The sequence below is a fragment of the Streptomyces sp. bgisy159 genome, from assembly GCF_965341775.1.
GTDB lineage: Bacteria > Actinomycetota > Actinomycetes > Streptomycetales > Streptomycetaceae > Streptomyces.
On the sequence record NZ_CBDQZH010000014.1, the window covers coordinates 1 to 25,976 of the forward strand.

Sequence of the window (25,976 nt, forward strand, 5' to 3'; positions counted from 1 at the left end):
CCACCGTGTCGTCCGCATACGTTCGTCCCGCTGCGAGCCGCCGGGTCAACGGCGGCTCCCCAGAAGGGAGAACGGGGGTGCACTCGTGCGCATCGGACTGCTGACGGAGGGCGGCTATCCCTATGTGAGCGGTGACGCCGGACACTGGTGCGACCGGCTCGTGCGCGGGCTCGGGCACCACGAGTTCGACCTCTACGCGCTCAGCCGCAGCGAACGGCAGGAGCAGGCCGGTCAGGTCGCTCTCCCGCCGCAGGTCGGTCGCGTGCGGACGGCACCGCTGTGGACGTCCGGCGACGACGGGGTGGTGTACGGGCGGCGCGCGCGCCGGCGCTTCGACGAGTGCTACGGCGCGCTGGTGGCCGTGCTGTGCGAGGGCAGCCATGCCGGAGGCGCGGCTGCCGGGCCCGCGCGTGCCGAGGCCGCGCGGGCCGTGGGAGTGAGAGGCGAAGGCGCGCGGGCCGTGGGAGTGAGAGGCGAAGGCGCGTGGGCCGAGGGCGTCCGTGTCGAGGGTGAGCAGGATGGTTCCGACTCCCAGGCGGACCGTTTCGCCAACGCTCTGTACGGGCTTGCCGACCTGGCGCGCGAGGCCGGCGGGCTGCCGGGAGCGCTCCGATCGGAGAGAGCCGTGCGCGCCCTTGAGCGCGCCTGCCGGGCGCCCGGCGCGCCGCGCACGGCGCGCGAGGCGCGCGTCCCCGACCTGCTCGCCGTCACCACGCGCCTGGAGCGCGCCCTGCGCCCCCTCTCACTCGACTGGTACGAGGACGACGGCCTCGGCGCGGTCGACCTGTGCCACGCGGCGTCCGGCGGGCCGGCCGCCCTGCCCGGACTGCTCGCCCGGCACTTCTTCGGCGTACCGCTGCTGGTGACGGAGTACGGCGTGCGACTGCGGACGCACTACCTGGCGCACGGTGCCGACCCGGAGGGCGCCGCCCCCGCCGTCCGCGCTCTGCTGGCCGCCTTCCACGGGCGGCTCGCCACCGAGGTCTACCGGCAGGCCGCCTGCATCACGCCCGGCAACGCGCACACCCGCCGCTGGCAGGAACGGTGCGGGGCCGACCGTGCGAAGCTGCGCACCGTCTACCCGGGCATGGACGCCACCCGCTTCGCCGAGGTGGGCGAGTCCCCGGACGGCGGTGACCCCGGCACTCTCGTACGGGTCGGGCCCGTCGAACCGGCCAAGGACCTGGTGTCCCTGCTGCACGCCTTCGCCGAGGTGCGCAGGGCGCAGCCGCGGGCGCGGCTGCGGATCGTCGGAGAGCCGACCGGAACGGAGGGCGCGGCGTACCTGGCGCACTGCCGTACGCTCGCCGCCCAGCTCTTCCCCGACGAGGCCGAGGGACCGCACGCCGTCGGCGACAACCCGGTGTCCTTCGAGGAGATCGGCGGTCCCGAGGCACCGACCCTCGCCGCGGCGTACGGGGCGGGCGAGGTGGCCGTGCTGTCCAGTGTCGTCGAGGGGTTCCCGCTGGGGCTCGTCGAGGCCATGCTCTGCGGGCGGGCGACGGTGTCGACCGACGTCGGCGCCGTCGTCGAGGTCATCGGCGGCACCGGTCTCGTCGTGCCGCCACGCAACCCGCGGGCGCTCGCGGAGGCGTGCGTGGCGTTGTTGCGCGACCCGGAGCGCCGGGTGCGCCTGGGTGCTGCGGCGCGCGCCCGCGCGCTCGAGCTGTTCACCGTCGAGCAGAACATCGACGCGTTCCACGGCATCTACCTGGACATCGTCGCGCGGTGCCCGGTCCGCCGGGTGGTCCTCGACGCGGCCGGGGCACCGCTGCCGTTCGCCGTACCGGCCGAGGCCCACGTCCCCGGCCGCTGGACCGGCCTGGCCACCCGTGTCACCGCCCGCCGTGCCCCCGGCTGGACGGCGGGCCCACCCGTACGCGGCACGGTGCCGGCCCTGTCGGCGGGGGAGGGGGCGCTGTGAGCGGCCTGGGCGGACTGGACCGGCGTGACCTGAGCGGAAAGACCGGTGAGGACGGGACCGGCGGGGCAGCCGAGCCCGCTGCCCGGGCCGGCGCCGATCTGCCTGACCGCCCGGTGGGACAGGGGGACGACCGGCCCGGCACCCCCCTCAGCCCCGGCGCGTGGGACGAGCGGCCCGGCACTCCCTTCAGCCCCGGCGCGTGGGACGAGCGGTCCCGGCAGTGGACGGCAAACCGGTCGGCGGCTCGTGGGTCCCAGGAGGGGCCGGACGGGCCGGGTGAGCAGGACAGCCCAGCTGATCCGGCCGGGGCGGGCGACCCGGGCAGCTCGGGCGACCCGGGCAGCTCGGGCGACCCGGGCAGCTCGGGAGGCCCGGGCCGGCTCGAAGGCCTGGGCAGGCGGGAGAACGCGGGCAGGACGGACGGTTCGGGCCGGCTCGAAGCCTGGGGCAGGCGGGAGGGAGCGGGCAGCACGGAAGACCCGGGCAGCCGGTCCCGGGACCCGGGAACGCAGGCCGCGACCCGCCGGCGGGGGTACGGAACCGCCGCGAACCGGGCCGAGGACCAAGGCCCTGCGCCCGCCCCCCGCCGGAGCGCCGTCGACCCCGTCAAGGCCCTGATGCACCGCCACCGCAACCTGTGCGAGCGGGCCGTCGACCCCTTGGAGATCGCGGCGGGACTGGAGGCGCACGGCGTCACCGACCGCACGGCCGCCCGCTTCCGGCACCGGGACGTCTTCTCCCTCGCCGAGGAGATGTACGCGCGCGTGCCGCGGGACGGTGAGGCCCCGGCCCGTCAGACGGTCCCCGGGCCCCGCCGCGCCGACCGGCGTGCGCGCCCTGGCGCGGTGCGCCCCGCCCCTGACGTGCCCCCGTACCCCGGGACCGTCCTGCTCCTGCTGCCTCTGCTGCCCGGCGCCCTCTGCGCCGCGGCCGTCACTGCCCTGCGCCTCACCGACGGCCGGGTGCGCCTGTCCGTGGCCGCCGTCGGCGCGATCGCTGTCTTCCTCGCCGTGCGCGCGCTCCTGCGCCACGGCCCGCTGGCACCGCACGACCGTGCCCGCCGCGCCGCCAGGAGCGGCACGGCCCCCTGGGCCTGCTGGTTGCTGGCGTACGCCGTATTCGGCGACGGTCTGCTGGGCGCGGCCGTCGACGCCGGTCCGGACGGCCTGCCCACCGGAAGCCCGGACGGCGCGTGGCCGGTCGCGACCGCCCCCTTGCTCGCCCTCACGCTGGCCTGCGCGCCCGCCGCCTGGGGCGCGCACCTCTTCGCCGCGCGTGCCCGGCGCAGGCTGGCCGCCAGCCGCGGCCTGGAGGACTTCGCCGCCTCCGCACGGCCGCTGCTCCTGGTGGTCGTCGCCGGGTTCGTGGCCACGCTGGCGGTGCCGGCCGTGCTGTGCGGGGCGGTCCTTCGGGAGCCCCCGGCCCTCGCGCACACGCTCGCGCTTGGCACCCTCCTGCTGCTCGCCCGCCTGCTCACCGTGCACGGCTTCAGCCACGCCCCGAAGGCCGTCCTGGCGGCGGCTGCCGGCGCCGAGGCGGTGGCGACGGCCGCCGTCTTCGCCGGCCGGCTGCCCGGCTGCGCCCCGCTGGCCGCCCCGGTCGACGCCGTCGTGGCCGGCTGGGGTCCGGGCGGCGTACCGGCGCTCGCCTGCGCGGTCGCCGCCGTGACCTCGTTGATCCACGCCACCCGCACCCTGACCAAGGCCTCGGCCCACGCGCACCCGGACCGACCGTGACGGCGCACACCGCCCGCACCGCCCCTTGCTCAGGAAACCGCGACACCTCTGAAGGAGAGAACCAGATGACCACCTCCCGAGCCGGAGCCACCGGAGCGCACACCCCGGGAGCGGCACGATGAGGGTCCTGCTGATCGGCGCCAACGGCTACCTCGGCCGGTTCGTCGCCGACCGTCTGCTCGCCGACCCGGCCGTCCAGCTCACCGCACTCGGCCGCGGCGACGACGCCGACGTCCGCTTCGACCTCGCCACCGGCAGCCCCGGCGCGCTCACCCGCTTCCTCGACGCCGTCCACCCGCAGGTCGTCGTCAACTGCGCCGGAGCCACCCGCGGCGGCGCCCGCGACCTCACCCGGCACAACACCGTCGCCGTCGCCACCGTCTGCGAGGCGCTGCGCCGCAGCGGCTGCGGGGCCAGGCTGGTGCAGATCGGCTGCGGCGCCGAGTACGGCCCGAGCCAGCCGGGCTCCTCCACCGCCGAGGACGCCGTGCCGCGCCCGGGCGGTCCGTACGGCGTCAGCAAGCTCGCCGCGACCGAACTGGTCCTGGGTTCCGGCCTGGACGCCGTGGTGCTGCGGGTCTTCTCGCCGGCCGGACCCGGCACCCCGGCCGGCTCCCCGCTCGGCCGGCTCGCCGAGGCGATGCGCCGCGCCATGCAGTCCGGCGACGGCGAGCTCAAACTCGGCGGCCTCGGCGCGCAGCGCGACTTCGTCGACGTGCGCGACGTCGCCCGCGCCGTGCACGCCGCCTCGCTCTCCGCCGCCCAGGGCGTCATCAACATCGGCTCCGGGCGTGCCGTACGGCTGCGGGACGCGGCCGCGGTCCTCGCCCGCGTCGCCGGGTACGGGGGTGCCCTGCACGAACTCGACGGCCCGCCCGGCGGACTGCGGGCCCCCATCGGCCATCCCCGGCACGACCCCGACCACCCGGCCCCGGTCGCCTACCCCTACCCGGACGGCTGCGGCAGTTGGCAGCAGGCCGATGTGCGCACCGCCCGCGACCGGCTGGGCTGGCGCCCGCGCATCAACCTGGAGGAGTCCCTCGCCGACATCTGGATGGAGGCGGCATGCCGTATCTGACCAGTACCGCGACGGGCACCTCGACCACCGGGGACCACGCCGGCCTCGGCATCCCGGGCCTCGCCCATCCGTTGCTCGCCCCCGCCGAGTGGGGCGAACTCGCCCTCCCCGGCGCCCCGCTGCACTGGGTCGTCCTGAACGTCGCCGACGGCCCCGGCATCCGGCCCGACCCGCACTGTCTGGAGGCGGCGGGCCGCCTGCGCCGCGCCGGGGTCCGCGTCCTCGGCCACCTCGACGCGGCCCACGTCGCCCAGCGCGCCCGCGTCGACCTGCTGTCCGACGCGCGGCGGTACGCCGACTGGTACCAGGTCGACGGATTCCTGCTGGACCGCTGCCCCGACACCAGGGAGGCGCTCCCGGAGGTCCGCCGTACGGTCGCCGCGCTGCGCGGCGACCGTGACGAGTGCCACATCGTCCTCGGTCACGGCATCCACCCTCATCCCGGGTACGCCGAGATCGGCGACCAGTTGGTCACCTTCCGGGGCTCCTGGGCCGACTACCGCTGGTCCCAGGTGGCGGAGTGGACGGCGGACCATCCGCCCGAGCGGTTCTGCCACTTCGCGCACGGCGTGCCCCGCGCGCATCTGGAGGAGGCGCTGCGCATCGCCCGCTGGCAGGGCGCGGCGACCATCTGGTTCACCGACCGCGGCGACGGCGGCGGCCGGGTCGATCCCTGGGAGACCATGCCCGGCTACTGGGACGAAATCGTCTCGCGTATCGGAACAGGTGTCTCGGAATGAAAAAGGCCATGGCACTGTTACGGAAGAACAACCGTACTGATTGACCGACCAACGGAGTCCCCGTGTCGCTGCCACCGCTGGTAGAGCCAGCTGCCGAGCTCACCGTAGACGAGGTCCGCAGGTACTCCCGCCACCTGATCATCCCCGATGTGGGGATGGACGGGCAGAAGCGGCTGAAGAACGCGAAGGTGCTGTGCGTGGGCGCCGGCGGTCTCGGCTCGCCGGCGCTGATGTACCTGGCCGCCGCGGGCGTGGGCACCCTCGGCATCGTGGAGTTCGACGAGGTCGACGAGTCGAACCTGCAGCGCCAGATCATCCACAGCCAGTCCGACATCGGCCGTTCCAAAGCCGAGTCCGCGCGCGACAGCGTGCTCGGCATCAACCCGTACGTGAACGTGGTCCTTCACGAGGAGCGGCTCGAGGCCGACAACGTGATGGACATCTTCAGCCAGTACGACCTGATCGTCGACGGCACGGACAACTTCGCGACCCGCTACCTGGTCAACGACGCCTGCGTGCTGCTCAACAAGCCGTATGTGTGGGGTTCGATCTACCGCTTCGACGGTCAGGCCTCCGTCTTCTGGTCGGAGCACGGCCCCTGCTACCGCTGCCTCTACCCGGAGCCCCCGCCGCCCGGCATGGTCCCCTCCTGCGCCGAGGGCGGCGTCCTGGGCGTGCTGTGCGCGTCCATCGGCTCCATCCAGGTCAACGAGGCGATCAAGCTGCTGGCCGGCATCGGCGAGCCCCTGGTCGGTCGTCTGATGATCTACGACGCCCTGGAGATGCAGTACCGCCAGGTCAAGGTCCGCAAGGACCCGGGCTGCGCGGTCTGCGGCGAGAACCCGACCGTCACCGAGCTCATCGACTACGAGGCCTTCTGCGGCGTCGTCTCCGAGGAGGCCCAGGCGGCGGCCGCCGACTCCACGATCACTCCCAAGCAGCTCAAGGAGTGGATCGACGACGGCGAGAGCATCGAGATCATCGACGTCCGCGAGCCCAACGAGTACGAGATCGTCTCCATCCCGGGCGCCAAGCTGATCCCGAAGAACGAGTTCCTCCTCGGCACGGCCCTGGAGAGCATGCCGCAGGACAAGAAGATCGTCTTGCACTGCAAGACGGGTGTCCGCAGTGCGGAAGTCCTCGCCGTCCTGAAGTCCGCCGGCTTCGCCGACGCCGTCCACGTGGGTGGCGGCGTCATCGGCTGGGTCAACCAGATCGAGCCCGACAAGCCGGTCTACTGACCGCCGCACCGGTCGACCGGCGCGTATGACGAAGCCCACGGCTCCGATCCACTCGGACGCCGTGGGCTTCTGCCGTCGTGCATCCTCCGGCCGTCAGGAACAGACCTTGCCGTCCTCGGGCACGGTCCCCTTCAGCAGGTAGGCGTCCACCGTCGAGTCGACGCAGTCGCTGCCGCTGCCGTACGCCCCGTGGCCCTCGCCCTTCCAGGTGAGCAGCACGCCGACGTCCTCGCCGAGTTCGTCGGCCATCCGCCGGGCGCCCTCGTACGGGGTCGCCGGGTCCCCGGTGTTGCCGACCAGCAGGATCGGGGCGGAACCCGCCGCGCTGACCTCCGGGGTGTCGAACTGCCCGGCCACGGGCCAGTCGTGGCACCAGCCGGCGGTGTCCCAGCCGAGGAAGGAGCCGAACACGGGGGATATGCGCTCGAACTCCCCGAGCCGCTTCTTCGTCTGCTCGACCGTCGGCCGCTGCCGCTGGTCCAGGCACGATATGACGCGCTGCGAGTGGGTGGTGGTGCCGTAGTGGCCCGAGGCGTCACGGTCGTTGTAGCCGTCTGCCAGGGAGAGCAACTCGGAGCCGTCGCCTTCCTCGGCCGCCTCCAGCGCGCTGGTCAAGGTGGGCCAGCCGCTCTCGCTGTACAGCGGCAGCACGATGCCGGTGATCGCCAGAGTCTGGGTCAGCTTCCGCCCGGAGGAGGTCGGCAGCGGCTCGGAGTCGATCCGGTCGAGCAGGTCGGCGATCTTCCGGGTACCCGCCCGGGGGTCCTGCCCCGTGGACCGGAGGTAGTTGTCCAGCGCGCGCTGGAAGCCCCGGGCCTGGTTGAGCGCGTGGCCCACCGAGTCGGCCGTGGGGTCGACGACCGCGTCCAGGATCAGCCGCCCCACGTTCTTCGGGAAGAGGTGGGCGTACACGCCGCCCAGTTCGGTGCCGTAGGAGATGCCGAAGTAGTGCATCCGGGAGTCACCGAGGACCTGGCGCATCAGATCCATGTCGCGTGCGGTGTCGGTGGTCGACACGTGCGCCATCAGTTCCCCGGCCGCCTTCTGGCAGCCCTTGCCGAATTCGGTGGCGTCCGCCAGGTACGCCGTCTCCTCGGCCGGGGTGTCCGGGGTCACGTCGACCGATTCGGCGGCCTGTATCTCCTTGTCGCCGCGGCACCGCACGCCCTCGCTGTCGCCCACCCCGCGGGGGTCCCAGCTCACCAGGTCGTAGCGCTGGTGCAGCGACGAGACCGTCGAGGCGTATGCCGGGAGAGTCGACACCCCCGAGCCGCCCGGCCCGCCGAAGTTGAACAGCAGGGAGCCGATGCGGTCCCCGCCGCGCGCTGTGGAGCGCACCAGGGCCAGATCGATCGTCCGGCCCCCGGGGCGGGACCAGTCCAGCGGCGTCTTCATCGTGGCGCACTGCCAGTCGTCGTCCGGCGCGTCCGGGCCCTCGCAGCGGCCCCAGTCGAGCTTCTGCCCGGTCAGTGAGGCCGGTGGCACGGCGGCGTCCACCGAGGCCCCCGTCGACGGTGACGCGGAACGCGATGCCCTGCCGTCAGCTCCCCTGCCGTCGTCCCCGGTGCCCGACGAGCCGCCCCCGCAGCCCGTCACCAGCAGCGCGGCGGCGGCGATCGCCGTCCACCGTACGAAACGCGCCATGCGTGTACCCCCTAGCGGGCCGTCCGCACCGTGCGGCGAACGGCGGTCAGGCCATGGTATGCGGATCACGCAATCACCGTCGGAGCCTGTGGATAACTTGCTGACCTGCTGTTTCGTCGTGTTGCTGGGTGGTTGTCAGGAGCATACCGTCCCCGGTGCCGGTACCTTGCCGTCCAGGAGGTAGCCGTCGACCGCGTCCTGCACACACTTGTTCTTGCTGTCGTACGCGCCGTGCCCCTGCCCCCGGTAGGTCAGCTCGACCCCGACGCCCTCACCCAGCGCCGCTGCCATCTTTCGCGCCCCTCCGTACGGGGTGGCCGGGTCGCCGGTGTTGCCCACGACGAGGATGGGCGCCGATCCCGCGGCCCGGACGTCCGGGTGGTCGGCGGCGCCCGCCACCGGCCAGTCGGTACACGTGACCAGGGACCAGGCCAGGAACTCCCCGAACAGGGGGGAGGCGGCGCGGAAGGCGGGCAGCCGGCTCTGCACGTGATCGGCCGAGTAGCGCGGCCGGTCGTCGGCGCAGTTGATGGACACGTTGGCGGCGACGATGTTGCTGTACTCGCCGTTCTGGCTGCGGCCGTTCATGGAGTCAGACAGCAGCATCAGGACCCTGCCGTCCCCGTCGTAGGCCTGGGTGAGGCCCTCGGTCAGGTACTCCCAGAACTCCTTGGAGTACAGGGCCTGCGCGATGCCGTTGGTCGCGGCGCTCTGGGTCAGCTCGCGAGGGAAGATGCCCGGCAGTGGCTTCGCGTCGAGATCCCGCAGCAGTCCGGCGATACGGTTCTCGATGTCCTCGGGCGTGTCGCCGACCGGGCATCCGTCGGCCTTCGAGACACAGTCCGCGGCGTAGTTGCCGAGCGCGAGCTGGAAGCCGCGGGCCTGCCCCAGAGCACCCTGTTCGGGCGTCTGCGTCGGGTCGACGACCGCGTCGAAGACGGCCCGCCCGACTCGCTTCGGGAACAGGTGGGCGTACACGCCGCCCAGTTCGGTTCCGTAGGAGATGCCGAAGTAGTGCAGGCGGTCGTCGCCGAGGACCTGGCGCATCAGGTCCATGTCGCGGGCCGCGTCGGTGGTGCGCACGTGCGGCAGCATCCTCTCGGAGCGCTCTTCGCAGGCGGCATTGAACTCCTCGGTGTTGTCCAGTAGTTCGGAGCGCTCGGCGGCGTCGTCCGGCGTCATGTCCTGCTGGAAGAAGGCGTCGAGCTGCTGGTCGCTCTCGCACTTCACACCGGCGCTGTCGCCGACCCCGCGTGGGTCGAAGCTCACCAGGTCGTAGCGGGTGCGCAGCTTGGCGTAGTCGTCGCCGAAGGCGGGCAGCGTCGCGACCCCCGAGCCGCCCGGCCCGCCGAAGTTGAACACCAGCGAGCCGATGCGCGGGCCGTCCCCGGTGGCCCGGGCCCGCACCAGGGCGATGCCGATCGTGTCGCCCTCGGGCTCGGCCCAGTCCCGGGGCGCCTTCATGGTGGCGCACTGCCACCGGCTGCCGTCGGGCAGCGGGGAGGGCGCGTTGCCGCCGCCCTCCGCCTGGGACGGGCTCGGGCAGTCCTTCCAGCTCAGCTTCTGCCGCGTGAGGTCGTCGTCGGCGGAGTCGCCGCCGCACCCCGCCACCAGGCAGGACAGCGCGGCGGCGGTGGCGGCCAGCGCGGCGGCGCGCCGGCGGAAGCGGTTGGGCATGCTCCCATGCTGGAGCCGTGCACCGCCACGCGCGCGTGGCACGAGCCGTCCGAGGGACCGCGCCCCTGGCGGCGGCCCTCCTAGAGGGCGCCCTTGCGTGTGAGGTGGTTGAAGGCCAGCCAGCCGGGCAGGACGGGCAGCCACAGAGTCAGCAGCCGGAACAGCAGGACGGCGGGGGCCGCGACCTCCTTGGGGAGGCCCACGGCGATCAGACCGACCGTCAAGGTGGCCTCCACCGCTCCCACGCCGCCCGGCGTCGGAGCGGCCGAGCCGAGCGCATTGCCGGCCAGGAAGACGACGGCGACGCTGGCGAGGCTGATGGAGGTGTCGTCGGTGCCGAAGGCGCGGATCGAGGCGTCCAGGCACATCACGAAGCAGGCGGTCAGCAGCAGCATGCCGCCGATGCCGGTGATCAGCTTCTGCGGCCGCTGCAGCACGTCCAGCATGCGCGGGACGACACCGGCGAACAGTGACCTCACGCGCGTGACGACGAACTTCCGCAGGAACGGGACCGACGTCACCACCAGCACCAGCACGGCCACCGTCAGCAGGCCGGCGATGACGGTCCGGGACGGTGACAGTGAGGGCGTCTTCTCGGTGCCCGTCAGGTAGCCGAAGGACAACAGCATCAGGATGTGCGCGCCGAGCCCGAACAACTGCGAGGCGCCCACACTCGCCACCGCGAGCCCCGGCCGGACCCCGGCGCGCTGCAGGAACCGGGTGTTCAGCGCGACCCCGCCCACCGCGGCCGGTGCCACGATCTTCACGAACGACCCGGCGACCTGAGCCGCCACCGTCCGCGGGAACGGCACCCGCTCCGGTACGAACCCCAGCAGACTCATCGCGGCGGCGAAATAGCTCAACGCCGAGAACAGCACGGCCGCCGCGACCCAGCCCCACTCGGCGTTGGCCACGAGCGGCCCGAACTCGATGTGGGTGAGCTGGGTCAGCAGGAAGTACGCGCCGATGGCACCGGCGATGAAACTGATCAGTGTGCGCGGCCTCACCCGCTCCAGCCGGGCGGGCTCGACCGGAGCCTGTGGACGGATCCGCAGGACCTCATGGCGGATCTGCGTCAGCGGATCCTCCTCGCGGGCTTCCTCCAGCGCCTCGTCCATGGCCCGCTTCTCGGCCCGGCTCTGCGCGCGTACGGCCTTCTTGCCGACCTTCTCCAGCTTTTCCAGCTTCTCCCGTCTCTCCGGCTGCTCCGCCTGTGCCGGCTTTCCGGGCGCGGCCTCGGCGGCGCCCTCACCGGCCTCCTCCAGCCGGGCCTGCCTGGCATGCCTGGATGCGTCCAGCACGGCCTCCCGCTCGCGCTGCGCCCGCTCCCGGGCCAGTCGGCGCAGCGTCGCGCGCGTGGAGCGTGTCAGGGCGATCGGCTGGAGCATCGGCAGACAGTCCGCCACGGCGTCCGGGCCGAGCACACCGACCGCCGACGCCACCGCCCGCTCCGCGCCCACCCGCAGGGCGAGCGTCGTCACGAGCTGGGCGACGTCCATGCGCAGCAGCAGATCGCCCGCCGCGATCTCGCCGCCGCGCAGATCCGTGAGGACCACCGTGCCGGAACGATCCACCAGAATCGCGTCACCGGCCAGCCGTCGGTGGGCGATGCGCCGCGACTGCAGCGCCCGGACCTGACGCCAGGCGTTGTGCAGCAGTTCGTCGCTGATGTCCTCGGGCGCCAGCGAGTCGAAGGTGCGCCCACCGGTGTGCTCGTAGACGAGCATCACCGCGTCCGGGCCGAGCTCGCTGGTGGCGATCAGCTTGGGAGCGTTGGCGCCGGCCGCGATCGCCGCGTACGCAAGCAGCGCCTCCTGCTCCAGCGCCTGGCGCAGGGACTGCAGGCTGGAGCGGGTGGCGAAGCCGCGCAGGGTCAGGTTGCGCCACGCGCGGTAGAAGAAGCCCTGTGCCTGCTGCTCGCGGTCGACGACCGTGACGTCCAGCGGCGGGCCGTCCTCCAGGGTGACGAAATAGCGCCTGCCCCGGTCGCTGTTGTCGGCGTCCGACGTCTCGTCGCGGGCCGCGCTCACCGGGCGGAAGCCGACCGTGCGCAGGCCCGCCATCAGGGTGCGCCCGGTGGGCCGGACGTTCGGCGAGCCGACAGCGTACAAGGTGCCGTAGGCGACGCTCCACCCGATCAGCACGGTGAGGATGATGGAGAAGGGTGTGGTGTAGCCGGTGACGAGCATCGAGAACGCGTCGAGGAGCAGCACCACCCACAGCACGGCACGCCAGCGCGGCCGACGGGACATGCCGACGGCCGTCATGTACGCGATGACGGGGGCGAGATAGCCGTGGACCGGGTCGGTCAGGCCGTTGATCTCGCCGGGGGAGGGCTGGGTGAGTGCTTCCTGGATCGAGTCCGGTGCCGCCTCGGCGACCCAGAGGTCCGTCGCCAGGGTGACCCCGTGCGCGAGGACCGCGGCGAGCACGCCGTCGGCGATGCGCAGTCCGTCGCGTTTGATGAGCCGTTCGATCGCGAAGGCGACCGGCACCAGCAGGATCGCGATGCTGGAGCCCAGTCCGGCGATCTTGATCAGCAGGTCGGGTGCCTGCCCCGTGCCCTTGTTGATGTCCTGTTCCAGGCCCGAGGTGGTCCCGTGCGCGAACGCGGCGACGGCGAGCAGGACGACGATCGCCAGCACGCCGATCAGCAGGCGCATCAGGTCCGAGGGGCGGTGCACGCGCGCGGGGAGGAGAGGTTCGTCACCCTCCACCTCGTCGATGTGGGTCACGTCGGCCGGCCCCGATCCGCCCGGGGGCGACCCGGCCTCGCCACGACCCGTGCCCCGGTCGTGACCGGTGTCCGGGTCGTCGCCGGCTTCCGGTTCCCCGCCCGTGCCCGGTTCCTCGCCCGCGCCCGGTTCCTCACCGGGGTTCGGGCCTTCGCCGGCTTCCGGGCGCGACGCAGCATCAGAGGCGCCCTCCGCGTCTCCGGGGTGCACACCCTGCTGCTTCATCGTCTCTTCTTGGTCTCGTATCACCGGTCACCGCCCGCACGATGGTGGCATGCCCCACCGACCCCCGGGGGCATCAGGGTGCAAACACGGGGTCGGACAGTCTGCCCGAAGCGCCACCGACGGGCGAGGATCACGCGATGGCGCGAGCCCGTCGCATTGTCGGTGGGGTGCGGCAGGATGGGACGGATGAGCGAGCAGAGCCTTCCGGACGACGCCCGCCCGGAGTACACGGACGCCCTGCCCGAGTACGCCGAGCGGGTCCTCGACGTCGCGGAGCTGATCCCGCCCGGGCGGGTCATGACGTACGGCGATGTCGCCGAGTGGCTGGGCGAGGGCGGCCCCCGGCAGGTCGGCCGGGTGATGTCGCTCTACGGGGGCGCCGTCCCGTGGTGGCGCGTGGTGCGTGCCGACGGGGCGCTGCTGCCCGGCCACGAGCTGCGCGCCCTCGACCACTACCGCGCGGAGAGCACGCCACTGAAGGAGGCGAGCCGTGCCGCCGACGGTCATCTGCCGCGCATCGACATGAGACGGGCGCGCTGGGACGGCGGCGAACACGCGGAGGGTCACACCTGACAGCTTCCGCCATTCGGCAGGTTCACGGGGCACCTGTGGCCCGGACGGGGGAAATCGGGCACGCCCGTGACATGACGTACGTTCGAGGGCCGAGGGACTCGCGTGTTTCGCGTGCCGGATGCGGCACATCAGGCGCGCGCGTCGTACGGGAAGAACAGGAAGCTCTGCTTCCGTACGGTCCCGCGGCGTAGCGTCAGCCGCGGGCCTCCCCCTCGTTCCGCACACCCACCAGGACCGGCGAACCACGTGAGCTCCTCTTCCTCCACCAGGCACCTGCAGCACCCCCAGGCGCGGCAGGGGAGCCGTGGCGCCTACCGGCTGGTCCGCACGCCACCGGCCCGGATGCATCCCCCTCGACTGGACGCCACCCAGCGCGCAGTGGTTGAGCACGGCAGCGGCCCGCTGCTCGTCCTGGCCGGTCCGGGCACCGGCAAGACCACCACCCTGGTGGAGTCCGTGGCCGCCCGCGTCGCCCGCGGCGGCGACCCCGCGCGCATCCTGGTGCTCACGTTCAGCCGCAAGGCGGCGGTCCAGCTGCGCGACCGCATGGCCCTGCGCCTGGGCACCGCCCACGCCCCCCAGGCGACCACCTTCCACTCGTTCTGCTACGCCCTGGTCCGCGCCCATCAGGACAGCGAGCTGTTCGTCGAGCCGTTGCGGCTGCTGTCCGGCCCCGAGCAGGACGTCACCGTCCGCGAACTGCTGGCCGGACAGATCGACCTCCAGCGCCTCGGCCTCGCCCATGTGCGCTGGCCCGACGAACTGCGCGCCTGCCTCACCACGCGCGGGTTCGCCGACGAGGTCCGCGCGGTCCTCGCCCGCACCCGCGAACTCGGCCTGGGCCCCACCGCCCTCGACGCCTTCGCCCGCCGGATCGGCCGCCCCGACTGGCGGGCCGCGGCCGCTTTCCTCGCCGAGTACCTCGACGTCCTCGACCTGCGGGGCGTCCTCGACTACGCGGAACTCGTCCACCGCGCGGTCCTCCTCGCCCGCCACCCGGACACCGCCGACCGGCTCGCCGCGCAGTACGACGCCGTCTACGTCGACGAGTACCAGGACACCGATCCGGCCCAGGTGCGGCTCCTGCACGCCCTGGCGGGCGCCGGCCGCACCCTGGTCGCCTTCGGCGACCCCGACCAGTCGATCTACACCTTCCGGGGTGCCGATGTGAACGGCATCCTCGACTTCCCGCGCGCCTTCCCACGCCCCGACGGCCGGCCCGCCCCCGTCGAGGTACTGCGGACCTCCCGCCGCTCCGGTGCCGCCCTGCTCGCCGCCACCCGCCTGCTGACCCAGCGCATGCCGCTGACCCGGCTGCCCGCCGAGAAGGTGCGCGCCCACCGCGACCTGGCCGCCGCTCAGGACGGCGGACGCGTCGAGGTGTACACCTACCCGACGGCGGGCACCGAGCTCGCCAACGTCGCCGACATCCTGCGCCGGGCACACCTGGAGGACGGCGTCCCCTGGGGTGAGATGGCCGTCCTGGTGCGCGCCGGCTCCCGCACCATACCGACGGTCCGCCGCGCTCTCACGGCCGCCGGCGTCCCCCTCGACATCGACGGTGACGACCTGCCCCTGCGCCACGAGCCGGCGGTGGCGCCACTGCTGACGGCCCTGCGCGCGGTGGCCACTGCCGCGGCGGAGGCGCGGGGCCGGGACGACGGGCCCGCGCACACGGGTGAGCCCGCGACCGCGCCGACCGAAGCACCCGAGGCAACCGACGCCGGTACCCCCGGGATCCCAAGCGGCTACACGGGCGGCGACGCGAACACGTCCGAGGCTCGAGCGAGCACCAGTGGCGCGGGCGGGGCTCCAGCGGGTGAGACGGGCGCGGCGGGCGCTCGGCCGGCAGCGGAGGACGGCGCTGCGGGCGCTCAGGCGGGCGATGCCGGCCGGCCCGCAGTGGAACCGGGGGGCGACGTGGCCGGGGCTCTGGCGGGGGAAGCAGTCGCGCCGGGGGCTTCCCCCCCGGGGCAAGCCGCCGCGACGGACGCCGGCTCGGCCGTGGACCGGACGGGCGACGCCGCCGGGGCCCCGGCAGCGGAGGCCGCCGCAGCCACGGACAGCGGCTCGGCCGTGCCCCCGACGGACGACGCGGACGAGGCCGTTCCGGCCTCCGCTCCCCCGCTCGCCGCGGAGGGGGCCGAGGACCGGGCCGACCAGGCCGCCCCAGCCGGGACCGAGCGGGGTGACACCGACCAGGGCGAGCCGACCGGCACGCGCGCCTGCTGGCTCGACACCGAAACAGCCCTCACCCTGCTCGCTTCGCCGCTGGCCGGCATGGACAGCGCCGACCTGCGCCGCCTCGGGCGGGCCCTGCGCGAGGAGGAGCGCGCCGGAGGCAACCCACTGCCCCCGCCCTCCGACGAACTGCTCGCGCGCGCCCTCGCCGAACCGGAACGCCTGGCCGTCCACGACCCGGCGTACGCGCGCGGGGCGCAACGCCTCGGCGCACTGCTGCGCACGGCCCGCGAGCGCCTCGCCGGCGGCGGCACGGCGGAGGAGGCGCTCTGGGACCTCTGGGACGGCACCCCCTGGCCGGCCCGGCTGGAGCGGGCCGCCCGGCGCGGCGGCGCGGCCGGCCGCAACGCCGACCGCGACCTCGACGCCGTCTGCGCCCTGTTCGCCACCGCCGCGCGCGCCGAGGAGCGCACCGGCGGCCTGGGCGCCCTGAACTTCCTGGCGCAGGTCGAGGCGGAGGACATCGCCGCCGACACCCTCACCCGGCGCGCGGCACGCCCCGACGCGGTGCGGCTGATGACGGCGCACCGATCCAAGGGGCTGGAATGGCGGCTCGTCGTCGTGGTCGGCGTCCAGGAGGGCCTCTGGCCCGACCTGCGCCGCCGCGGCTCCCTGCTGGAGGCCGACCGCATCGGCCGCGACGGACTCGCCGAGCCGCTCACCCCGGGCGCCCTGCTGGCCGAGGAGCGCCGACTGTTCTACGTGGCCGCCACGCGCGCGCGTGAACGGCTCGTCGTCACCGCCGTCAAGGCGCCCGCCGACGACGGTGACCAGCCCTCCCGCTTCCTCGCCGAACTCGGCGTCGAACCCCAGGACGTCACCGGCCGTCCCCGCCGCCCCCTGTCGGTCGCCGCGCTCGTCGCCGAGCTGCGTGCCACCACCGTCGACCCGCGCGCCTCCGCGGCCCTCAGGGAGGCCGCCGCCCGCCGTCTCGCCCGGCTGGCCGCGCTCACCGACGAGGACGGCCGCCCCCTGGTGCCGTCCGCGCATCCCTACCGCTGGTGGGGCATGTGGGAGCCGACCGAGAGCAAGGTTCCGCTCCGCGACCGCGACCAGCCCGTCGTCCTGTCCGGCAGCGCCCTGGACCAGCTGGCCAACACCTGCGCCCTGCAGTGGTTCCTCGGCCGCGAGGTCAAGGCCGACGCCCCCGCGACGGCCGCCCAGGGCTTCGGCAACGTGGTGCACGTCCTCGCCGACGAGGTGGCCTCCGGCCACACCCCGGCCGACCTCGATGTGCTCATGGAGCGCCTCGACTCGGTGTGGAACGCCCTCGCCTTCGACGCGCCCTGGAAGTCGGAGCAGGAGAAGACCAACGCGCGCGTGGCGCTGGAGCGCTTCCTGACCTGGCACGTCATGGACCGCACCGGACGCACCCCGGTGACCAGTGAGCACGACTTCGACGTCACCCTCGACGCCGGCGACTACGCGGTGCGCATCCGCGGCCAGATGGACCGCGTCGAGGCGGACGGCGAGGGCCGCGCCTACGTCGTCGACTTCAAGACCGGCAAGCAGGCTCCCAGCTCCGCCGAGGTGGCCCGCCACCCGCAGCTCGCCGTCTACCAGCTCGCCGTCCGCGAGGGGGCCGTCGACGACGCGTTCGACGGTGTGCGGCCCGAACCGGGCGGCGCCGAACTCGTCCATCTGCGCCAGGGCGCCGCCAAGCGCGACGGCGGCGACGCGCTGCCCAAGGCGCAGGCGCAGGAGCCCCTCGACGGGCCGGAGGGCGAGTGGGTCGGCGACCTGCTCGCGACCGCCGCCGGCAAGGTGCTCGACGAACGCTTCACCCCGACGGCCGGCCAGCACTGCACCCACTGCGCGTTCCGGGCGTCCTGCAGCGCCCGCCCGGAGGGCCGGCACGTCGTCGAGTGACGACCCCGCTCCGCCGGGGGCACGTCGTCGAGTGACGACCTACCGCGCCGGGGGCCCCGCCGAGTAACGACCCACCTCGGGGACCCGTCGTCGAGTGACGGCGGACGCCGCCAGGACAACAACTCCTTGGGCGACGGCGGACGCGCCGGGCGTCGGCGACGCCGAGGTGGGTGGCAGTGACATATCGCACCATGCGCCGTGACCAGCGCTTCTTCCGTACCGGAAAGGCGATGTGGCATCCGCTGTCAGTGCCCGCCGCTAGCCTCTGACGACATGCCCGCCCGTATCACCGACCCCGAGCAGCTCAAGGAGCTCCTCGGCATCCCGTTCACCCCGGAGCAGACGGCCTGCATCACCGCGCCGCCCGCCCCGCAGGTGATCGTGGCCGGCGCCGGGTCGGGCAAGACGACGGTGATGGCCGCCCGTGTGGTGTGGCTGGTGGGCACCGGCCAGGTCGCCCCCGAGCAGGTCCTCGGTCTGACCTTCACCAACAAGGCCGCCGGAGAGCTCTCCGAGCGCGTCCGCAAGGCCCTGGTGAAGGCCGGTGTCACCGACCCCGACGTGATCGACCCGGACAACCCGCCCGGCGAGCCGGTGATCTCCACCTATCACGCCTTCGCCGGCCGGCTGCTCACCGACCACGGGCTGCGCATCGGCCTGGAACCCACCTCCCGGTTGCTCGCCGATGCCACCCGCTACCAGCTCGCCGCGCGCGTGCTGCGCGAGTCCTCCGGCCCCTACCCCGCGCTCACCCGCTCCTTCGCCGACCTGGTGAGCGACCTCCTCGCCCTCGACGCGGACCTCGCCGAGCACCTCGTACGGCCGGAACAACTGCGCGCGTACGACGCCGAGCTGCTGCTCACCCTCCAGGGCGCCAAGCTCAGCAACGCCGACCTGCGCAAAGTGCCCGAGGCCGCCGCCGCCCGCCGTGAACTCGCCGACCTGGTCCTGCGCTACCGCGCCGCCAAACGGGAACGGGACCTGCTCGACTTCGGCGACCAGATCGCCCTGTCCGCCGAACTCGCGCGGATCCCGGAAGTGGGCCGCGTCCTGCGCGACGAGTTCCGCGTGGTCCTCCTGGACGAGTACCAGGACACGTCCGTCGCCCAGCGCATCCTCCTCGCCGGCCTTTTCGGCGGCGGCACCGGACACCCCGTGACCGCCGTCGGCGACCCCTGCCAGGCGATCTACGGCTGGCGCGGCGCCTCCGTCGCCAACCTCGACGACTTCCCCGAGCACTTCTCCCATACCGACGGCCGTCCCGCCGCCCGCCAGGCGCTCAGCGAGAACCGGCGCAGCGGAGGCCGCCTCCTCGACCTCGCCAACGGCCTCGCCGAACCGCTGCGCGCCATGCACGCGGGCGTGGAGGCCCTGCGCCCCGCCGCCGGCGCCGAACGTGACGGCAGCGTCCGATGCGCCCTGCTGCGCACCCACGCCGAGGAGATCGACTGGATCGCCGACTCCGTCGCCCACCTGGTCGCCACCGGCACTCCGCCCGGTGAGATCGCCGTCCTCTGCCGCACCGCCACCGACTTCGCGGAGATCCAGGGCGCCCTGGTCGCCCGTGACGTGCCCGTCGAGGTCGTCGGCCTGTCCGGACTGCTGCATCTGCCCGAGGTGGCCGACCTCGTCGCCGTCTGCGAGGTGCTGCAGGACCCCGGCGCCAACGCCGCCCTCGTCCGCCTGCTGACCGGCCCCCGCTGGCGCATCGGCCCCCGCGACCTCGCCCTCCTCGGGAGGCGCGCCCGGCAGCTCGTCACCCACGCGCGCGGGGACGACACCGAGGACCCCGACCGCAGGCTCGCCGAAGCCGTCGCGGGAACCGACCCAGCCGAGGTCACCTCGCTCGCCGACGCCCTCGACACCTTCCTGGAGACACCCTTCAACGGCGACGCCGACGCAGGACACGACGACGGGCTGCCCTTCTCGCCCGACGCGCGCGTGCGGTTCGCCCGCCTCGCGGCCGAGCTGCGCGACCTCCGCCGCTCGCTGTCCGACCCCCTCATGGACGTCCTGCACCGGGTCCTCGCCGTCACCGGCCTGGAGGTGGAACTCTCGGCGTCGCCGCACGCCCTCGCCGCCCGCCGCCGAGAGACCCTGTCGAACTTCCTCGACATCGCCGCCTCGTTCGCCGCCGACGAGAGCCAGGCGACCCTCCTCGCCTTCCTCGGCTTCCTGCGCACGTCCGCCCAGTACGAGAAGGGTCTCGACAACGCCCTTCCCGGCGGTGAGAACACCGTCAAGGTGCTCACCGCGCACAAGTCCAAGGGACTGGAGTGGGACGTCGTCGCCGTCCCCGGCCTCGTCACCGACGCCTTCCCCAGCGGGCGGGGCCGCGAGAAGTGGACCGCCCAGGCCAAGGTGCTGCCGCACGAACTGCGCGGCGACGCCGACACCCTCCCCGACATCGCCTCCTGGGACACGCGGGGCATGAAGGCCTTCCACGAGGCCATGAAGGACCACCAGCACACCGAGGAACTCCGCCTGGGCTACGTCACCTTCACCCGTCCCCGCTCGCTCCTCCTCGGCTCCGGCCACTGGTGGGGCCCCAGCCAGAAGAAGCCGCGCGGACCCTCCGAGTTCCTCCAGGCGCTGTACGAGCACTGCGCGGCCGGGTACGGCGAGATCGAGGTCTGGGCGGACGCGCCCGAGGAGGGTGAGGAGAACCCGGCGCTCCACCAGGCCGCCGCCGACCAGGTGTGGCCGCTGCCCCTGGACGCCGCCGCCCTGGCCCGCCGCCGGGCCGCGGCCGAGACCGTTCTCGCCCACCTGGACACCCTCGGCGCTCAGGAGGCTCTCCACGTCGGCCACCCGGCCGCGGTGCCCCCGCCGGACACCTACGACGACCCGGACTGGCCACCCCCGCCGGAGGACGACGAACCCCCGTACGAGGAGCCGCCGTACGACGCGTCACCGTACGAGGAGCCGTCGTACGAGGAGCCGCCGTACGAGGAGCCGGAGTCCTTCGACGACGCACTCCCGTACGACGACGCACTCCACGACGACGCACTCCCGCACCACGACGGCGACCTCCCACCGACCGCCCCCTTCCCGGCCACGCCTTCCGGGGCGCGGAACCGCCCCGCCGTCCCCCACCAGGCGTCGGCCCCCGAGCCCCCGGGCACCACGCCGGTGTCGAGGGGCCTCACACCCGAGGAGGCCCGTACCGTCGACTCCTGGGACCGCGACCTCGACGCGCTCGCCGGAGAACTGCTGCGCGCCAGACAGGCCGTCACGGACGTCCCCCTGCCGACCACGCTCACCGCCTCCCAGGTGATGCTGCTTGCCGACGACCCCGACGGGTTCGCGCGGGACCTCGCGCGCCCCATGCCGCGCCCCCCGCAACCGGCCGCGCGCCGAGGCACCCGGTTCCACGCCTGGGTGGAATCCCGGTTCGCGGAATTGACCCTTCCGCTCCTGGAGCCGGACGATCTGCCCGGCCGCGACGCCGAGATCGCCGACGAGCGGGACCTGCGTGCCCTCAAGGACGCCTTCGAACGCACCGAGTACGCCCGCCGCACGCCGTACCGCGTCGAGGCGCCCTTCCAGATCACACTCGCCGGGCACGTCGTACGGGGCCGTATCGATGCCGTCTACCAGGAGACCGACGGCGACACGGTGACGTACGAGATCGTCGACTGGAAGACCGGCCGGGGGCGCGGCGGCGACCCGCTGCAGCTCGCCCTGTACCGGCTCGCCTGGGCCGAACAGCAGGGCGTCCCTGTGGAATCGGTCACGGCGACGTTCCTCCACGTCCGCACCGGAGAGGCCGTACGACCGGCCGACCTGCCGGACCGAGCCGCTCTGGAGCGCCTGTTGACGCACGACGAGCCGGTCGTCCGCGCCCGCGAGGAGCGCTCCGCGCGAGGCGGTCCCGTTCATCCGCCCGCCGAGGACGCCGGCGCGGGCCGATAGGCTCGTGACCATGAGCCATCCCGTTGACAGCGACGTCAGCGCCGTCCGCGCGTACATCGAACAGCACCGCGCCGCCTTCCTCGACGACCTCGCCGAGTGGCTGCGCATCCCGTCGGTCTCCGCACAGCCCGACCACGCGCCCGACGTCCGGCGCAGCGCCGAATGGCTCGCCACCCGGCTCAAGGACACCGGCTTCCCCGTCGCGGAGGTCTGGCCGACCCAGGGAGCGCCCGCCGTCTACGCCGAGTGGCCCTCCGGCGACCCCGAGGCGCCCACCGTCCTCGTCTACGGCCACCACGACGTTCAGCCCGCCGCCCGCGAGGACGGCTGGGACAGCGACCCCTTCGACCCGGTCGTCCGCGGAAACCGCCTCTACGCGCGCGGGGCCGCCGACGACAAGGGCCAGGTCTTCTTCCACACCCTCGGAGTCCGCGCCCACCTCGCCGCCACCGGTCGCACCGCCCCCGCGGTCAACCTCAAGCTCCTGATCGAGGGCGAGGAGGAATCCAGCTCCCCCCACTTCCGGGACCTCGTCGAGAAGCACGCCGACCGACTCGCCGCCGACGCGGTGATCGTCTCCGACACCGGCATGTGGGCCGAGGACACCCCCACCGTCTGCACCGGCATGCGCGGCCTCACCGACTGCGAGATCCGGCTGTACGGCCCGGACCAGGACATCCACTCCGGCTCCTTCGGCGGCGCCGTGCCCAACCCGGCCACCGCCGCCGCCCGGCTCGTCGCCGCCCTGCACGACGAGCACGCACGCGTGGCGATCCCCGGCTTCTACGACGGCATCGCCGAACTCACCGACCGCGAACGCGAACTCTTCGCCGAGCTTCCCTTCGACGAGGAACAGTGGCTGCGCACCGCCAAGTCGCGCGCCACCCACGGCGAGGCCGGACACACCACCCTTGAGCGCATCTGGGCCCGCCCCACCGCCGAGGTCAACGGCATCGGCGGCGGATACCAGGGCCCCGGCAGCAAGACGATCATCCCCTCCTCGGCCATGGTGAAGCTGTCGTTCCGGCTGGTCGCAGGCCAGGACCCCGACCACATCGAGAAGGCCGTCCGCGCCTGGGCCGCCGAGCGGCTGCCCGCCGGGATCCGCCACGAGATCGACTTCAGCCCCGCCACCCGCCCGTGCCTGACCCCGCTGGACCACCCCGCCCTCCAGTCCGTCGTCCGGGCCATGGGCCGCGCCTTCGAGGGCCCCGTCCGCTTCACCCGCGAAGGGGGCTCCGGGCCGGCCGCCGACCTCCAGGAGGTCCTCGGCGCTCCCGTGCTCTTCCTCGGCATCTCCGTCCCCTCCGACGGCTGGCACGCCCCCAACGAGAAGGTCGAGCTGGACCTGCTCCTCAAGGGCGCCGAGACCAGCGCTCACCTGTGGGGCGATCTCGCCGAGAACTGGCGCCATGCCCCCTGACACCACCGCACGGTCCCTGGCGCCGCCCCGCGGGGCACACTGGAAGAACCGCCCCGCACCAGGACACCGCCCGGCACCCGGTCGCCCCTGCCGTACGTCCCGCTGAACCGCCCGACGCCACATCCGTTCCACCGGGGGAGTTGGAAGCACCCGTGACCACCTGGACCGACCAGAACGCCGACCGACCCATCTCGCTCACCGCCCCGAGCGGCATCGACCGGGCCGCGCACCACCGGCTCGACGAGGCATGGCTCGCGGCGGCGTGGAGCCACCCCACGACGCGCTGTTTCGTGGTCTCCGGCGGTCAGGTCCTCATAGACGAGACACCCGACGGCCGGACCGAGCTCGTCATGACCCCCTCCTTCGAGGCCCCCCTCACCGAGGCCCACCGCTACTTCCTCGGCACCGACGCCGACGGCGTCACCTACTTCGCGCTCCAGAAGGACGCTCTGCCCGGCCGCATCGACCAGTCCGCACGCCCCGCCGGCCTGCGCGAGGCCGGCCTGCTGCTGTCACCGCGCGACGCGGGCCTCATGGTGCACGCCGTGGGCCTGGAGAACTGGCAGCGCACCCACCGCTTCTGCTCCCGCTGCGGCGAGCGCACCGTCATCGCCGCCGCCGGCCACATCCGCCGCTGCCCCGCCTGCGGAGCCGAGCACTACCCCCGCACCGACCCCGCCGTGATCATGGCGGTCACCGACGAGGACGACCGCATCCTCCTCGGCCGCCAGGTCCACTGGCCCGAGGGCCGCTTCTCCACGCTCGCCGGATTCGTCGAGCCGGGCGAGTCGATCGAGCAGGCCGTGCGGCGGGAGGTCTTCGAGGAGGCCGGCGTGACCGTCGGCGAAGTGGAGTACGTCGCCAGCCAGCCCTGGCCGTTCCCGTCCAGCCTCATGCTGGGCTTCATGGCCCGCGCCACCTCCACGCACATCGACGTCGACGGCGACGAGATCCACGAGGCCCGCTGGTTCTCCCGCGACGAACTCGGCGCGGCCTTCGAGTCCGGCGAGGTCCTGCCGCCGTACGGCATCTCCATCGCCGCCCGCCTGATCGAGCTCTGGTACGGCAAGCCGCTGCCGACGCGCAGCGTCATCTGACCGCACGACGAAGGGCGGCCCTCCCGGATGGGGGGCCGCCCTTCGTCGTGCGCGCGCCGACCGGCTACACGCCGACCTTCTGCTTCACCTGGGCCAGTGACGGGTTCGTCAGGGTCGATCCGTCCGGGAACAGCGCCGTCGGCACGGTCTGTCGACTCTCTCCTCGACGCGCTCGGCCTCCAGGAGGAAGCCACCCGGGCCCTGGCAGGCGACCTCCGCACCCAGACCGAAGAACTCCAGGCTCGACTGCGGGAGGCAGAGACCCACCTCGAACACCTCGCGATCACCCGGAAGACCGTCACCGCTCTCGCCGACCGACTCCCGGCCGCTCCGTCGCATCTGCCCGAGCACCCGGACTATCCCCGCATCCTCGCCGTCCTCAACGAGGCCACTGGTCCCCTCCGGGCCCGCGACGTCTGCGAAGCCCTCGACCATGAACTGCTGCCGAAGAACATCGAGGGCACCCGCGCCAAGCTGAGGCGCCCGGTCAAGCTCGATATCCTCGCCGAAGCCGGCACCGGCAGCCTCACCAGGAGGCAGTAGCCGACCAAGCACCGCGGTCCGCGGTCTTGCCTCAACCTCGCCGGGAATCGCACAACACCTCAAGAACTGCTGCTCTCTGCGGCCTTGGGCTGCTGTTGGGTGGCGCAGTGGATGCCCCCGCCGCCTTCGGCGACGGCGTGGATCTCCAGCTGAACGACCTCGCGATCGGGGCAGAGGTCGCCGATGACGGCGGCGGCCTGCTGGTCGGCTTTGCGGTCGCCGAAGCGGGGGATGAGGACGGCGTCGTTGGCGATGTAGTAGTTGGCGTAGGAGCCGAGGAAGTCCTCCCCGCGGCGGCCGAGCCGGGCAGGGTCGGGTTCGGGGAGGTCGATGATCTCGAACCTTCTTCCACGGGCGTCGGTCGTGCTCTCCAGGACGCCGCGTGCCTGGTCGTGGGCGCGGGTCCACACGTCGGGTCCGTCGCCGGCCCAGGCGCGGCTGAGCAGGACGACACCGTTCTCTGCGAAGCGGGCCAGCGAGTCGACGTGGTAGTCGGTGATGTCCTGGCCCTTGACGCCCTCGAACCAGATCACCTTGTCGGCGCCGACCAGGTTCTTGAGGGAGTTCTCGATCTCGTCGCGGCTCAGGTCGGGGTTGCGGTTGGGGTTGGCCAAAGAGCTCTCGGTGACCAGGAGGGTGCCGTGGCCGTCCACTTCCAGTGAGCCGCCCTCCCCCACCAGCGGCGCGTCGACGCGGGGGACGCCGGCGTACTCCAGGACGGCGCGGGCGACCTTCGCGTCGTGCTCGTGTTCCTGCTTGCCGCCCCAGCCGTTGAAGTGCAGGTCGATGCCCTCGAGGCCTTTCGGGCCCTGGACGAAGGTCGGGCCGCTGTCGCGCATCCACAGGTCGTCGGTGGGTACCGCGATCACCTCGACTCCGGAGCCGCAGGCCCGGCGGGCGGCCTTGACTTCCTCCGGGGCAGCCAGCATGACTACAGGCTCGAACTCGGCCAGCGCCCGGGCAATGCCCGCGATGTCGCGCTGGACGTCGTCGGCCATGTCCTCCCAGACCGAGTCCAGCGGCGGCCAGGACATGAACGTGCGGACATGCTCGCGGGTCTCCGCCGGCATGAACAGCTCGGCCCGATTCCGAACGGGCACCGCGCTCTCCTCTGCCCCGGCCGACGGCTGGCCCGACTTCTTCTCCTGGTCCTGGGCGCAGGCTGTCAGCCCCGCGGCGGCCAGCGCAGCAGCCGCACCGCCCCTCAGCACGCTTCGGCGGTTCGGTCTCCTCATGGCACGGCTCCCATCCCGGACGGAACAATTCCTGACTGAAATTTCAGTCAGGGTGAGACGGTAGCATTGCCTCCGTCACC

At 73.5% G+C, this 25,976-nt stretch carries 15 protein-coding genes and 1 pseudogene; 11 read left to right on the forward strand and 5 right to left on the reverse strand.

The annotated features are described in order from the left end of the window. Positions 1-85 precede the first annotated feature (85 nt). The 5 genes from ACSLTV_RS15890 to moeZ all read left to right on the forward strand — a co-directional run bounded on the left by ACSLTV_RS15890 (position 86) and on the right by moeZ (position 6,719). Positions 86-1,924, forward strand: coding sequence for a DUF3492 domain-containing protein (locus ACSLTV_RS15890; RefSeq protein ID WP_435612354.1), 1,839 nt, complete (start codon positions 86-88; stop codon positions 1,922-1,924). Next, the gene (locus tag ACSLTV_RS15895; protein ID WP_435612355.1) at positions 1,921-3,660 is read left to right on the forward strand and encodes a hypothetical protein; all 1,740 of its coding nucleotides are present in this window, start codon (positions 1,921-1,923) and stop codon (positions 3,658-3,660) included. The genes ACSLTV_RS15890 and ACSLTV_RS15895 overlap by 4 nt, the downstream gene beginning before the upstream one ends. A 118-nt stretch (positions 3,661-3,778) precedes the next feature. Further along, complete coding sequence (locus tag ACSLTV_RS15900) at positions 3,779-4,738, forward strand: NAD-dependent epimerase/dehydratase family protein (RefSeq protein ID WP_435612356.1); 960 nt, start codon at positions 3,779-3,781, stop codon at positions 4,736-4,738. Further along, the gene (locus ACSLTV_RS15905) at positions 4,726-5,478 is read left to right on the forward strand and encodes a spherulation-specific family 4 protein (RefSeq protein ID WP_432133965.1); all 753 of its coding nucleotides are present in this window, start codon (positions 4,726-4,728) and stop codon (positions 5,476-5,478) included. The genes ACSLTV_RS15900 and ACSLTV_RS15905 overlap by 13 nt, the downstream gene beginning before the upstream one ends. Before the next feature lie 62 nt (positions 5,479-5,540). Next, the gene (moeZ, locus tag ACSLTV_RS15910; protein ID WP_432133966.1) at positions 5,541-6,719 is read left to right on the forward strand and encodes an adenylyltransferase/sulfurtransferase MoeZ; all 1,179 of its coding nucleotides are present in this window, start codon (positions 5,541-5,543) and stop codon (positions 6,717-6,719) included. Positions 6,720-6,812: 93 nt separating this feature from the next. Here moeZ and ACSLTV_RS15915 read toward each other — a convergent pair whose 3' ends face one another. The 3 genes from ACSLTV_RS15915 to ACSLTV_RS15925 all read right to left on the reverse strand — a co-directional run bounded on the left by ACSLTV_RS15915 (position 6,813) and on the right by ACSLTV_RS15925 (position 13,000). Beyond that, positions 6,813-8,363, reverse strand: coding sequence for an alpha/beta hydrolase (locus tag ACSLTV_RS15915; protein WP_432133967.1), 1,551 nt, complete (start codon positions 8,361-8,363; stop codon positions 6,813-6,815). A gap of 135 nt (positions 8,364-8,498) precedes the next feature. Next, positions 8,499-10,040 (reverse strand): alpha/beta hydrolase, encoded by a 1,542-nt coding sequence (locus tag ACSLTV_RS15920; protein WP_435612357.1) that lies wholly within the window; start codon positions 10,038-10,040, stop codon positions 8,499-8,501. An 80-nt stretch (positions 10,041-10,120) separates the two neighbouring features. Continuing rightward, on the reverse strand, positions 10,121-13,000 hold the full coding sequence (locus ACSLTV_RS15925) for a lysylphosphatidylglycerol synthase domain-containing protein (protein WP_435612358.1): 2,880 nt from the start codon (positions 12,998-13,000) through the stop codon (positions 10,121-10,123). A gap of 186 nt (positions 13,001-13,186) precedes the next feature. On the opposite strand from ACSLTV_RS15925, the gene ACSLTV_RS15930 reads away from it, so the two are divergent. From ACSLTV_RS15930 to nudC, 5 genes are all read left to right on the forward strand, one after another. After that, the gene (locus tag ACSLTV_RS15930; protein ID WP_435612359.1) at positions 13,187-13,573 is read left to right on the forward strand and encodes an MGMT family protein; all 387 of its coding nucleotides are present in this window, start codon (positions 13,187-13,189) and stop codon (positions 13,571-13,573) included. 342 nt (positions 13,574-13,915) lie between these two features. After that, positions 13,916-17,683: a UvrD-helicase domain-containing protein gene (locus ACSLTV_RS15935; RefSeq protein ID WP_435612404.1), complete on the forward strand. Its 3,768-nt coding sequence runs from the start codon at positions 13,916-13,918 to the stop codon at positions 17,681-17,683. A 273-nt stretch (positions 17,684-17,956) separates the two neighbouring features. Then, positions 17,957-21,598 carry a UvrD-helicase domain-containing protein gene (locus tag ACSLTV_RS15940; RefSeq protein ID WP_435612360.1) on the forward strand — a complete coding sequence of 1,214 codons (3,642 nt, stop codon included), beginning with the start codon at positions 17,957-17,959 and terminating at the stop codon, positions 21,596-21,598. A gap of 10 nt (positions 21,599-21,608) precedes the next feature. Then, positions 21,609-23,021, forward strand: coding sequence for a dipeptidase (locus tag ACSLTV_RS15945; RefSeq protein ID WP_432133972.1), 1,413 nt, complete (start codon positions 21,609-21,611; stop codon positions 23,019-23,021). Positions 23,022-23,173: 152 nt separating this feature from the next. Then, complete coding sequence (nudC, locus tag ACSLTV_RS15950) at positions 23,174-24,118, forward strand: NAD(+) diphosphatase (protein WP_432155904.1); 945 nt, start codon at positions 23,174-23,176, stop codon at positions 24,116-24,118. A gap of 64 nt (positions 24,119-24,182) precedes the next feature. On the opposite strand, the pseudogene ACSLTV_RS15955 reads toward nudC, so the two are convergent. Continuing rightward, positions 24,183-24,269 (reverse strand): annotated as a pseudogene (locus tag ACSLTV_RS15955) (NrdH-redoxin); the annotation flags it as partial. Between the two features lie 50 nt (positions 24,270-24,319). On the opposite strand from ACSLTV_RS15955, the gene ACSLTV_RS15960 reads away from it, so the two are divergent. Then, positions 24,320-24,661 (forward strand): hypothetical protein, encoded by a 342-nt coding sequence (locus ACSLTV_RS15960; RefSeq protein ID WP_435612405.1) that lies wholly within the window; start codon positions 24,320-24,322, stop codon positions 24,659-24,661. 59 nt (positions 24,662-24,720) lie between these two features. On the opposite strand, the gene ACSLTV_RS15965 is transcribed toward ACSLTV_RS15960, so the two are convergent. Next, positions 24,721-25,896 carry an agmatine deiminase family protein gene (locus ACSLTV_RS15965; protein WP_435612361.1) on the reverse strand — a complete coding sequence of 392 codons (1,176 nt, stop codon included), beginning with the start codon at positions 25,894-25,896 and terminating at the stop codon, positions 24,721-24,723. Positions 25,897-25,976: the final 80 nt, after the last annotated feature.

What these genes read in the sequence shown, in the direction of transcription:
- ACSLTV_RS15940 (WP_435612360.1), top strand. Translation starts at nt 17,957, where the DNA reads ATGCCCGCCCGTATCACCGACCCCGAGCAGCTCAAGGAGCTCCTCGGC.
- ACSLTV_RS15900 (WP_435612356.1), top strand. Translation starts at nt 3,779, where the DNA reads ATGAGGGTCCTGCTGATCGGCGCCAACGGCTACCTCGGCCGGTTCGTC.
- ACSLTV_RS15935 (WP_435612404.1), top strand. Translation starts at nt 13,916, where the DNA reads ATGCATCCCCCTCGACTGGACGCCACCCAGCGCGCAGTGGTTGAGCAC.
- ACSLTV_RS15915 (WP_432133967.1), bottom strand. Translation starts at nt 8,363, where the DNA reads ATGGCGCGTTTCGTACGGTGGACGGCGATCGCCGCCGCCGCGCTGCTG.
- ACSLTV_RS15905 (WP_432133965.1), top strand. Translation starts at nt 4,726, where the DNA reads ATGCCGTATCTGACCAGTACCGCGACGGGCACCTCGACCACCGGGGAC.
- ACSLTV_RS15945 (WP_432133972.1), top strand. Translation starts at nt 21,609, where the DNA reads ATGAGCCATCCCGTTGACAGCGACGTCAGCGCCGTCCGCGCGTACATC.
- ACSLTV_RS15965 (WP_435612361.1), bottom strand. Translation starts at nt 25,896, where the DNA reads ATGAGGAGACCGAACCGCCGAAGCGTGCTGAGGGGCGGTGCGGCTGCT.
- ACSLTV_RS15920 (WP_435612357.1), bottom strand. Translation starts at nt 10,040, where the DNA reads ATGCCCAACCGCTTCCGCCGGCGCGCCGCCGCGCTGGCCGCCACCGCC.
- ACSLTV_RS15930 (WP_435612359.1), top strand. Translation starts at nt 13,187, where the DNA reads ATGAGCGAGCAGAGCCTTCCGGACGACGCCCGCCCGGAGTACACGGAC.
- ACSLTV_RS15925 (WP_435612358.1), bottom strand. Translation starts at nt 13,000, where the DNA reads ATGAAGCAGCAGGGTGTGCACCCCGGAGACGCGGAGGGCGCCTCTGAT.